We start from the raw sequence: 10,324 nt of genomic DNA on the forward strand, positions 1-10,324 counted from the left end.
GGTGGGAGCAGCGCCGATGGGCGTCGCTATCCGGCGGTGAGCGTCAGCGGGTGGCGATCGCGCGGGCTCTGCTGCAGGAGCCGGAAGTGCTGTTGCTGGACGAGCCAACCAACCACCTGGACATCCGGCACCGTTTCGCGCTGCTGGCCGACTTGGCCAGCTCGCCGATAACTGTGGTTGCGGCCCTGCACGACCTTGACCTGGCCGGTCAGTACTGCGACCGGGTGGTGTTGCTTGACGGCGGACAGATGGTGGCGGCGGGAACGCCGGCCGCGGTCCTCACGGCCGAACGGATCGCGCAGGTCTTCGCTGTGGCGGCCGACGTCACGACGGATCGGTCCGGTCGCGCCCGGGTGCTGCTGCGGGCGCTGGACCCGCCGCCGAGGTGAGCTCGGGTACCCCTGGCTGGACAGCCGAAATGGTTGCCGGCCGACGGACGCGGATGTTTTCCGAAAACAACATATGCATCGACTCTCACTTTTACACATGCGCAATTCACTATGTCGGTCAGGCGCAAGAACAGGTCATTCTCATCACCCTTGGCGCGGACGTCGGTATCGGTTACTTTGAGAAAAGTCGCCGCCACTGAGCGTCCTCAAGAGGGCAACAGCGGCACGTCAGGCTGCACGGCTCACCCTCGGGGGTCGCATTTGCCGCTCTATCTGTCACCGCGAATGGCATCCATCATGGAGTCGGTGCTTGACGAGACCGACCTGCTGACGCAATTGATCACCGCCTTGGGATCTCCTTTGGCAATAGTGCTCCCGCAGCAGCTTGCGCGAAACGTCGCCGCTTTTCGCGACGTGTATTCCGGTCACCGCCTCGCCGGGCAGATCTTCTACGCGCACAAAGCGAACCGGTCCAGTGCGCTGGTGCGTGAACTGGCCGCCGGCAACGCCGGCATCGACGTGGCATCGCTGGCCGAACTGCAGCACGCACTCGGCGCGGGGTTCGCACCCCGGCGCATCATCGCCACCGGCCCCAAGAACCGCGACTTGCTGTGGCTGGCCGCCCGTAGCGGCATCACGGTCAGCACCGATTCGCTGGCCGAGCTGAGCGAGCTGGCCGCCCTGGTCACCAAACCGGCGCTGTCCCCGGTGCCGGTGCAGGTGCGCTTGTCGGAATTCACGTCCACCGGCGTACATGTGGGTGCCCGCCGTAGCCGCTTCGGCGTACCGGCTGCCGCGATGAATCAGGTCCTCGACCTGCTTGACAAGCACCCCGGCGTTTTCGAGCTGTCCGGCGTGGCGTACCACCTCGACACCATCGGGCTCAGCGAGAAGGCCGTTGCGCTGGAGGGCTGCCTGCTCGCCCTCGACGAGGCCCGCAGCAGGGGCCAGCGGCCGTGGTCGGTTGACGTCGGCGGGGGATTTGGCGTCAACTATCTCGCTGACGGCGACCAGTGGGACGCATACACCTCCGCACTGTCTCAGGCAGTCCTCGGCAAACGGGAACCGCTTACATGGAACGCACACGGCTACGGGCTGCGGGCCGAAGGCGGTACGGTCCGCGGTTCGCTGCAGCTTTATCCCGCCCACCGGCCGGTCGCCGGCGCGGCCTACCTGGACCGGCTGTTGCAAACCGCAGCCCCGCAGCAGCGTCGGCCGCTGGGACAGCTGCTGCTGGACAGCATGTATGACCTGCACGTGGAACCGGGCCGAGCTCTGCTGGACCAGTGCGGCATGGTCCTGGCCAGCGTGCTGGAGGTCCGCGACGACGATGGCGACACCATCGTGCGGCTGGACTGCAACGCCCGCGATGTGAGCCTGGAAGAGCACGGCGTGCTGATGGATCCCGTGGTTGTGCACCGTGCAGCCTCCACTGATGCGCGGCCGGTGCAGGCGTACCTGTTCGGCAATCTGTGCCTGGAAGCCGACCTCATCACCCGCCGCAAGGTCTTCCTGCCGTCGCGGCCACAAGCCGGGGATGTGCTGGCATTCGTCAACACTGCCGGCTACTTCATGGACTTCAGCGCCACGCAGGCCTTGCGACAGCCGGTCGCCCGTAAGGTAGCCATGTGGCGCGAACACAACGCGTGGCAATGGTGCCTCGACGAGCAGTACTGGCCCGTTCGCACAGGTGTGGAGGCGGCATGAGGTTCGAGGCCATGACCGACGTTATCGGCAACACCCCGCTGGTCCGTATCGACCCGGCCGTGCACGGTCTGCGGCACATCGACTTGTACGCCAAGATGGAGTCTCTCAACCCGTTCGGCTCGCTCAAGGACCGCGCCGCCTGGAACATGCTGCTGCCGCTGCTGAGCCGATCCGGCAGGGATGGTCGTACGGTCGTGGAGTTGTCCAGCGGTAACACCGCCAAGGCGCTCGCCGTGCTCGCCGGCATGCATGGGCTGAGCTTCAAGAGCATCACCAACCGCATGAAGGTGCCGGAGATCAAGGATCTCCTGCTGTTGCTGGGCGCCGAGATCGACGAGCTGCCCGGGCAAGCCGAATGCCTCGATCCCACCGACACTGGCGACCCGCTGACCCGGATGCATCAGCGGCTCGCCGGAACCGGCGGCGACCACCTGCACACCGACCAGTACTTCAACGAACTCAACGTCGAGGCGCACCTGCACGGCACCGGGCCGGAGATCGTCAAAGATCTCGACGGGCGGGCGCCGGACTACTTCGTCGCCTGTGTCGGCACGGCTGGCTCCTCGACCGGGGTTGCGACGGCGCTGCGCCAGCACCATCGCGATGTGCAGGTGGTGGGGCTGGTGGCGCACAAGTCCGATTTCATCCCGGGCATCCGTACCATCGACGAGGTGCACGAAGTCGGCCTGTTCGACCCGGGCGTCTACTCCTGTATCGAGACCATCACCGCAGACGATGCCATTGACGGGCTGCTCACCCTGGTCCGCCGGTGCGGCATGCTGGCCGGACCCACCGGAGGCGGTGCTTATCAAGGCGCAGTGCGGTATCTGCGCGCTGTTGACGCGGGCCTGACCGAGCGCCGCACAGCGGTGTTCATCGTCTGCGACCGCGTAGAAAGCTATCTGAGTTATGTGCGCGATCGCCGGCCGGAGCTGTTCGGTCAGCTACCGCGGCGCAATTCGGCAGCGACGCTGACCGGCGCGGACCTTGCGCAGGCCAGCACGGTCGAGGTCGCCGAGGCCGAGCAGTGGGTGACCGAACGCCGTGGTCTCGTTGTGGATCTGCGCAGTCCTTTCGCTTTCCGAGCACTGCACATCGACGGTTCGATAAATATCGTCGACGAGCTGTTCGCCGAGCTGCTGCATGGCGGGCTGCCGTTCGGCCGCGGGCAAAGCGTGTTGCTGGTGTGCCCGGTGGGGGAGAAGTCCGCCCGCTACGCTGCGCTGCTGGCGCGGATGGGCCATCCACAGGTCCGATCGCTCGACGGCGGGATCATCGCCTGGCGTGATGCCGGTGCGCCGCTGGTCCGGGACTGACATGGCCGTGCTGCACGAGCTGTCGCTCTGGCAGGAAAAGCTGCGGGCACAGTTCCCGATCATCGTCGGCAACCCGGACAAGGCGTACCTGGACAGCGCTGCGACGGCGCAGAAGCCGCAGGTCGTCCTCGACGCTGTCATGACCTACCTGGCGACGGGCAACGCCAACGCCGCCCGTGGTACGTACCCGTGGGCGAACCGCACCACCGCGCGTATCGAGCAGACGCGCGACCGGCTGCGCCGCTTCCTGGCTGACCCGGATCCGGCTCGCTCCGGCGTGCACTTCGTCAGCGGCACCACCGAGGGGCTGCGCGGGATTGCCCGGGACTGGCTGGCTCCACAGTTGCGGGACGGCGACGAGATCATCGTGCCGTTCGCCGACCATGCCGCCAACCATGAGCCCTGGCTGGAGGTGACCGGGCTCCTACGCCGGCAAGGGATCACGGTGCACGTACGGGCAATGCCGTACGACGCCGCGTTCGACTACGACACCGACCGGCTCGCCGGCATGATCAACGAGCGCACGCGGTTCATCGCAGCCACGCACGTGCATCACGTCTACGGCAACGACATGAACGTGCAACGGTTGCGCGCTGTCGCCGGGCCGGACATCCCGATCTGCCTCGACGCTGCGCAGGGCATCGGGCATCTGCCGCTGTCGCTGAGCACCCTCGACGCCGACTTCGTCGTGTTCTCCGGCCACAAAGCGATGGCTTTGCCAGGCGTCGGCGCGGTCTGGGCGCGCAATCAGCGTGGGCCCGCTTACGCGGCGGGCGGATGGGCCGGCTCGCCCAACACCAGCGGGATCATCAGCCTGGCCACAGCGTTGGAGTGGCTGGACAGTGCGGGAACCGACCGCATCGCCCGGTGGACCGCCGGGTTGGGTGCCCGGCTTACCGATGGGCTGCGCACCTTGCCCAGTTACGAGGTGCTGGGCTGCCAGGCCAGTCTCAGCGCCGCGTCCGCGCTGCAGCGGCGGCAGAGCATCATCGCGTTCCGGCACCGCTCGATCGCTTCCAACGACCTGGGCTTCATCCTGGCCGCTGACGGCCTCATGGTCCGGGCTGATGGTCACTGCCAGGCGAAAAGCGGTGAGACGACCGCATCGGTACGGGTGAGTCTGCACGTGTACAACACCGCCGAGGAGGTTGATCGGCTCTTGTCGGTGCTGGCCGGCCTCGACCGCCAGTTTTGACACGCGTATCGCGAGGATGTGCCGGAGCCGGCGGACCACACGGCTTAACCTGTCGGAAATGGTTTCCGTTATCGTGTGGCGTCCTGCTGGCTTGTGGTCCCGGAGTGCAAACTATGGCAAGTATGTCCGGCGCGCCTGGCGCCGTGCTCGACCCTGCTCACGCCGGCCGCTGGCGTGCCACGTGGGCCCAGGTGATGGCCGGGTTCGTTCCTGGCCTGAGCACTCTTGAGGAGACGATGTGCCGGGCCGCTGAAGCGGCCGGCTCCCCGCCGGGCAAAGTGCTCGACCTCGGCGGCGGCCCTGGTGTTCTCGCCGAGCGGATGGCCCGTCGCTGGCCCGCAGCCGAGGTCAGCGTGATGGACATCGACCCCGTCCTGCTCGCCCTGGCTCGCAGCGCGCCCAGTGATGCCGCAGTGCGCACGATCGAGGCGGATCTGTCCTCATCGGCGTGGGTCGGTCGGGCGGGCGCGGACTTCGACGTCATCGTGACGGTCATGACTCTGCACTATCTGCATGCCGCGCAGGTGCAGGCGCTGTATGCCGACATCCGCCGGGCATTGACGCCGGGCGGGCTGCTGATCGTCGCCGACCTCATGCCTGACGACGGTATCGCCTCGCTCATGGCGGCTCTGGACCCCGCCGAGGGTGCGGCCGCTGCCGACTTGGCCTGGGCCCAGTGGTGGAGCGACGTGGCGGACATTGCCGAGATCGCACCGCTGGTCGCCGAGCGTGCGGCCGTTTTCGGGCAGCGCCCACCGGCGGAATTTACGGCTCCGGTGTCCTGGCACGCTGCCGCGCTTGGCGCGGCCGGCTTCGAGCGGGTCGGCTTGGTGTGGCGGTGCGGCCGGCACGCTGCCCTGGCGGCCCTCGTCTGAGCCGATCGGGCTGGGCAAGCCGGGCGGCGCCGTTGCACACATCGTCACTTCGCCATTAGACAATGCTTATTGAAAACGATTACCGTTCTGCCCCTCAGGATCGGAGTTGTTTTCGTGAAACGTATCTTTGTCCCTGCAGCCGCCACGGCACTTGCTCTGCTGGCCGCGGGGTGTGGCAGCAAGGGCACCCCTGACGCCGCGGCCGGTGCCGGCCCCTCGTCTGGTGCCCCGCTCGCCGTGATTGCCACCACTCCCGAGGTCGCAGACTTCGTCCGCAGTATCGGCGGCAACGACGTAAGCGTCACCCAGATCATCAAACCGAACGTCGACCCCCACGAGTACGAGCCCACCCCCGCCGACATCCAGGCCATCGGCAAGGCCAAGCTCGTCGTCAAGAACGGCGTCGGGCTCGAGGAGTGGCTCGATCAGACCATCGAGTCCGCCGGCTTCACGGGCACGGTGGTCGACGCCAGCCAGGGCGTGGCGATCCGCAAGGGCGACCCGGGCGACGAGGAGATGGCCGGCGGCGACCCGCACATCTGGCACAACCCGCAGAACGCCAAAACCATGGTCACCAACATCGAGAAGGCATTCGCCGCGGCCGACGCGGCGCGCGCGGACATCTTCGCCAGCAATCTCGCCGGCTACTCGGCCCAGCTGGACAAGCTCGACGCCGACAACCAGGCCGCGTTTGCGAAGATCCCCGCACAGCAGCGCAAACTCGTTACCAACCACGACGCGTTCGGCTACTACATCGACCGTTACCACCTGCAGTTCGTCGGCTCGGTCATCCCCAGCCTGGACACCTCCGCGGAGCTGAGTGCCCAGCAGCTCACCGACCTGGTCGCCAAAATCACGTCGACCGGCGCCAAGGCGATCTTCACCGAGAGTTCGCTACCACCCAAGAGTGCCGAGGCCATCGCGAAGCAGGCCGGCGTCAAGGTAGTCGGTGGTGAGGACGCCCTGTACGGCGACAGTCTGGGCGCCCCAGGCACCCCGCAGGGCACCTACCTCGGCGCCGAGCAGCACAACACCCAGGTCATCACGTCGGCGTTGGCCGGCTGACATGAGCGGCGCCGCCCTTCGCTACGCCGGGGTCAGCGTCGGCTACCACGGCACCCCCGTGCTCACCGACGTCGAACTCACCGTCCGGACCGGTCAGCGCCTGGCCCTGGTGGGTCCCAACGGCGCCGGCAAGTCCACCCTGATCAAGTCGGTGCTCGGCCTGGTCCCGGTTCTCGGCGGCGCCGCCACGGTACTCGGGACAACCCCGGTTCATGCGCGAGTGCACACCGGGTACGTGCCGCAGACCGATGCCCTCGACGCCGGCTTCCCCGTCACCGCCGCGCAGGTCGTCATGATGGGCCGCTACCGCCGTATCGGCTGGTGGCGGCCCACCCGCTCCGCTGACCGGGCAGCCGTGCGCGAGGCCCTCGACCGCGTGGGCCTGGCCGATCGCGCCAGAAAGAACTTCGGCACCCTGTCCGGCGGCCAGCGCCAGCGCGTGCTGCTCGCCCGCGCCATTGCTGCCGAGCCGCAGCTGCTGCTGCTCGACGAGCCGTTCAACGGCGTCGACATCGTCAGCCAGGACGCGATCCTTGCGGTGCTGCGCGAGCTCAGCGCCGCCGGAACAGCCCTGGTGCTCAGCACGCACGACCTTGCCGTCGCCCGGGAACTCGCCGATCTGGTGTGCCTGCTCAACGGCCGGCAGTGGGCGGCCGGGCCACCCGACGAGACGCTGACCGCCGATACGCTGCGCCGCGCGTATGGCGCGCACGCGGTGGAGGTCGACGGTGGCCGGACCGTGCTGGTAGAGCCGTGATCGAGCCTTTCGCCGTACCGTTCATGGCTCGTGCCCTGGCCGAGCTGACGCTGCTGGCACTCATCTGCGGCCCGGTCAGCGTTTTCGTCTTTGCCCGCAGGCTGTCGTTCGTGTCCGACGCGCTGACCCACACCGTTTTCCCGGGCGTGGTCATCGGGTTCGTGGCCGGCGGCGTCGAGGGTGTCTTCGTCGGTGCCCTGATCGCCGGCGTTGTCACCGCGGTCGCGCTGACCCTGCTGACCCGCGGCGGCGCCCTGTCCGACGATGCGTCCACGGCGGTCATCCTCACCGCGATGTTCTCGCTGGGTGTGGTGCTGGTGTCGCGCCGGCCGTCGTACACCTCGGATCTGACGACGTTCTTGTTCGGCCGCATCCTCACCGTGACCCCGCGGCAACTGGTGGAGACCGCAGTGCTCGCGGTGGTGATCCTTGGGCTGCTGATGATCGGCGCCCGCGCCCTGCTCTTCCGGACTTTCGACCCGGCCGGCGCCGCAGCGGCAGGTTATCGGATCGCCTGGCTGGACCTGGGGCTGAACCTCGTGATCGCTCTTGTGGTCGTCGCCGCCGTTCGCGCCGTGGGGACCATTCTGGTGGTGGCACTGCTCATCGTGCCGGCCGCCGCAGCGCGGATGATCACCTCGCGACTGCTCGTCATGGCGTTCGCGGGCACCGGGCTGATCATGCTCGCCGGCTACGCCGGGCTGTGGGCCAGTTGGACCGCCTCGGTCGTGTACGACATCTCTCTCACGTCGGCCTCCGCGGTGGTGCTGTTCCTGGCGCTCTTCTATCTCCTTCTCCTGCCGCTGGGGGCCTTGCGGCTGCGGCGCAACCGGCCGCACCCGGCGGGCCCGGAAAGGGGTTCCTCACATGAACTGGTGGGATGACGCCCTGCTCCGGGCGACGGCCGAGGTGCTTCTCGCCGGTGCGCTTGCCGGTCTGATCGGCGTGCAGGTGGTGCTGCGCCGGCTGTCGTTCTTCACCATGGCCCTGACCCACGCCACGTTCCCCGGTGTGGTGGCCGCGTCGATCATCGGGATCAACATCTTCGCCGGCGGCGTCGCGGCCGGTGCGGTCATCGCCTTGGGCGTAGCCGCGCTCAGCCGCCGCCGCGGACAGAACGCGGCCGCAGCCACCGGTGTCATGCTGTCCGGTGGATTCGCGCTGGGGGCCGCGCTGGTGGCCACTCAGAACGGCTTCAGCCGTGATCTGTCCTCGTTTCTTGTCGGCTCGGTTCTCACGGTCTCCCCGCGGGATCTGATCACCACTGCCGTGGTCCTGGTGGTGGTGGCGGGCGTGCTGCTGGTAGCAGCCCGGCCGCTGTTGTACACCGGCTTCGACCGCACCGGTGCACAAACGGCCGGCTTCGCCACGGGTTTCTGGGACATCGTGCTACTGCTCACCATCGAGGTGGTCGTCGTGACCGTGGTCCCGGCTGCCGGCACCATTTTGGCGCTGGCGCTGATCGTCGCCCCGGCCGCCGCGGCCCGGCTCTGGACCACGCGGCTCGGCGTGCTCACGGCTCTGGCCATCACCTTCGGGATGAGTAGCGGACTTATCGGCCTGTACGCCTCCAGCCACTGGAATGTCGCGGCCGGTGCGAGCATCACGCTGACGGCCACCGCCATCCTGGTGATCTCACTGCTGCTGTCCAGGATCGTGCGGACCAGCAGGACCGTTCAGCGCCGCGTCGAGGCGGTGCGAGGATGAGCACCGGTAGCCTGCAAACCTCCCCGTCGACGCTGGAACGAGCGGTTGTCGTGCTGCGCGGCATGGCCTACGAACACCGCCTGCACATCCTTGTCCTCTTGCAACAGGGCGAACAGACACCGGCCGCGCTGGCCGAGGCCATAGCGGCGGATTCGACATCGGTGGCACACCATTTGCGATTTCTCAAGGACGCCCGGCTGATCCGGCGACAACGCCGAGGCCGCAACGTCTTCTATGCCTTGCGGGGGCAGAGCACGACCCGGCTCATCGGGGAAGTCATGCAGTACGCCGAGGAATCCGCCTGATCCACGGCGGCCGTAACCGGCTGACGTCTGGCGAAGCACGCGAGCCCGCCTTTGGTGACATCCCAGGGCGGGCTCGTGGTCCTCAGAGCAGCGGTTCGATGTGGTGGCTGGCCAGCGGACCGGGCCGCGCGATGTAGTAGCCCTGCCCGTGGTGGACGCCGAGGGCGAGGACCTGCCGGTGCTCGGCGTACGTTTCGATGCCCTCGGCGACCAGCATCGCGCCGAGGCTGTCGGCAAAGGCGACCAGCGCGCGGACCAGGGCGATGCGCACCGGGTCGGCGTCGATGTTGCGGGTGAGGAAGATGTCGAGCTTGATGATGTCCGGGTGCAGCTGCAGGATCTGGCTCAGGTTGGCAAACCCCGCCCCCGCATCGTCGACCGCGACGAGGATCCCGGCCGGCCGCAGCCGGTCCAGCACCTTCTGCAGGGCGGTGTAGTCGGTGATCTGGGTGTGCTCGGTCAGCTCGACGGTGAGGCGGCGGTGCGAGTGGGCCAGCAGCAGCTCGACGGTACGCGGGGTCAGCAGCGCTTCGACCGAGGCGTTGAGGCTGAGCCAGGCGCCGGTGGGCAGGTCGTCCAGCCGCTGCAGGGCCCGCTCGATCGCGAGGATCTCCAGCTCCACGCCGAGGCCGGCCTCGGTGGCGGCGGCGAAGGCCTGCGCCGGGTTGGCGAAGTGCCGGCGGTCGAAGCGCGCCAAGGCTTCGTAGCCGCGAACCGTGCCGTCCTGCAGCTGCACGATCGGCTGGAAGACAATCTCCACCGCGCCGGTGTCCAGCACGTCGAGAACGGCACGGGCGTCGGGCGAGATCAGCTGGGCTTCGGTCATGCCTTTGACGATCGGTGGCGAAGCTCAACGCAGGCTCCAGCGGCCATCAGTACTTGGTGTACTTGGCCCAGTCGTAGCCGGCGGTCAAGGGGGTGCCCGGGTAGGTGAAAGGCTGCAGCCAGCTGTCGACGCCGGTGCCGGGCCAGAGGTTCATCATGATGCGTTGCGGGTGGGTGGGAAGG

At 67.9% G+C, this 10,324-nt stretch carries 11 protein-coding genes; 10 read left to right on the top strand and 1 reads right to left on the bottom strand.

Annotated features, from left to right (window positions below; all coding sequences use genetic code 11):
• The 10 genes from TFC3_RS13505 to TFC3_RS13550 all read left to right on the top strand — a co-directional run.
• Window positions 1-389, top strand: a 389-nt coding sequence (locus TFC3_RS13505; protein WP_153040432.1) for an ABC transporter ATP-binding protein, incomplete at its 5' end; no start/stop codon positions are given.
• A gap of 297 nt (window positions 390-686) precedes the next feature.
• Entirely contained in the window at window positions 687-2,096 is a 1,410-nt protein-coding gene (locus tag TFC3_RS13510; protein WP_236718109.1) for an alanine racemase, read from the top strand.
• A gap of 11 nt (window positions 2,097-2,107) precedes the next feature.
• Window positions 2,108-3,412: a pyridoxal-phosphate dependent enzyme gene (locus TFC3_RS13515; protein WP_236718110.1), complete on the top strand. Its 1,305-nt coding sequence runs from the start codon at window positions 2,108-2,110 to the stop codon at window positions 3,410-3,412.
• Window positions 3,384-4,607 (top strand): aminotransferase class V-fold PLP-dependent enzyme, encoded by a 1,224-nt coding sequence (locus tag TFC3_RS13520; RefSeq protein WP_067499698.1) that lies wholly within the window; start codon window positions 3,384-3,386, stop codon window positions 4,605-4,607. The genes TFC3_RS13515 and TFC3_RS13520 overlap by 29 nt, the downstream gene beginning before the upstream one ends.
• Before the next feature lie 122 nt (window positions 4,608-4,729).
• Window positions 4,730-5,482, top strand: a complete 753-nt coding sequence (locus tag TFC3_RS13525) for a trans-aconitate 2-methyltransferase (protein WP_236718111.1) — start codon at window positions 4,730-4,732, stop codon at window positions 5,480-5,482.
• A gap of 114 nt (window positions 5,483-5,596) precedes the next feature.
• Entirely contained in the window at window positions 5,597-6,547 is a 951-nt protein-coding gene (locus TFC3_RS13530) for a metal ABC transporter substrate-binding protein (protein WP_067499702.1), read from the top strand.
• A 1-nt stretch (window position 6,548) separates the two neighbouring features.
• Window positions 6,549-7,304, top strand: coding sequence for a metal ABC transporter ATP-binding protein (locus tag TFC3_RS13535; protein ID WP_067499704.1), 756 nt, complete (start codon window positions 6,549-6,551; stop codon window positions 7,302-7,304).
• Window positions 7,301-8,188, top strand: coding sequence for a metal ABC transporter permease (locus TFC3_RS13540; protein ID WP_067499706.1), 888 nt, complete (start codon window positions 7,301-7,303; stop codon window positions 8,186-8,188). The genes TFC3_RS13535 and TFC3_RS13540 overlap by 4 nt, the downstream gene beginning before the upstream one ends.
• A complete protein-coding gene (locus TFC3_RS13545) occupies window positions 8,172-9,011 on the top strand; it encodes a metal ABC transporter permease (protein WP_067499709.1) in 840 nt (279 codons plus the stop codon). Before TFC3_RS13540 ends, TFC3_RS13545 begins: the two co-directional genes overlap by 17 nt.
• The gene (locus tag TFC3_RS13550) at window positions 9,008-9,316 is read left to right on the top strand and encodes a metalloregulator ArsR/SmtB family transcription factor (protein WP_067499711.1); all 309 of its coding nucleotides are present in this window, start codon (window positions 9,008-9,010) and stop codon (window positions 9,314-9,316) included. Before TFC3_RS13545 ends, TFC3_RS13550 begins: the two co-directional genes overlap by 4 nt.
• Window positions 9,317-9,398: 82 nt before the next feature.
• On the opposite strand, the gene TFC3_RS13555 is transcribed toward TFC3_RS13550, so the two are convergent.
• A complete protein-coding gene (locus TFC3_RS13555; RefSeq protein ID WP_153040225.1) occupies window positions 9,399-10,142 on the bottom strand; it encodes an EAL domain-containing protein in 744 nt (247 codons plus the stop codon).
• Between the last annotated feature and the right edge of the window lie 182 nt (window positions 10,143-10,324).

Source organism: Actinoplanes sp. TFC3 (assembly GCF_001553785.1).
Lineage (GTDB): Bacteria > Actinomycetota > Actinomycetes > Mycobacteriales > Micromonosporaceae > Actinoplanes.

Coding starts and splice junctions, on each gene's coding strand:
- TFC3_RS13510 (WP_236718109.1), top strand. CDS start 687: ATGGAGTCGGTGCTTGACGAGACCGACCTGCTGACGCAATTGATCACC.
- TFC3_RS13515 (WP_236718110.1), top strand. CDS start 2,108: ATGACCGACGTTATCGGCAACACCCCGCTGGTCCGTATCGACCCGGCC.
- TFC3_RS13520 (WP_067499698.1), top strand. CDS start 3,384: ATGCCGGTGCGCCGCTGGTCCGGGACTGACATGGCCGTGCTGCACGAG.
- TFC3_RS13525 (WP_236718111.1), top strand. CDS start 4,730: ATGTCCGGCGCGCCTGGCGCCGTGCTCGACCCTGCTCACGCCGGCCGC.
- TFC3_RS13535 (WP_067499704.1), top strand. CDS start 6,549: ATGAGCGGCGCCGCCCTTCGCTACGCCGGGGTCAGCGTCGGCTACCAC.
- TFC3_RS13545 (WP_067499709.1), top strand. CDS start 8,172: ATGAACTGGTGGGATGACGCCCTGCTCCGGGCGACGGCCGAGGTGCTT.
- TFC3_RS13550 (WP_067499711.1), top strand. CDS start 9,008: ATGAGCACCGGTAGCCTGCAAACCTCCCCGTCGACGCTGGAACGAGCG.
- TFC3_RS13555 (WP_153040225.1), bottom strand. CDS start 10,142: ATGACCGAAGCCCAGCTGATCTCGCCCGACGCCCGTGCCGTTCTCGAC.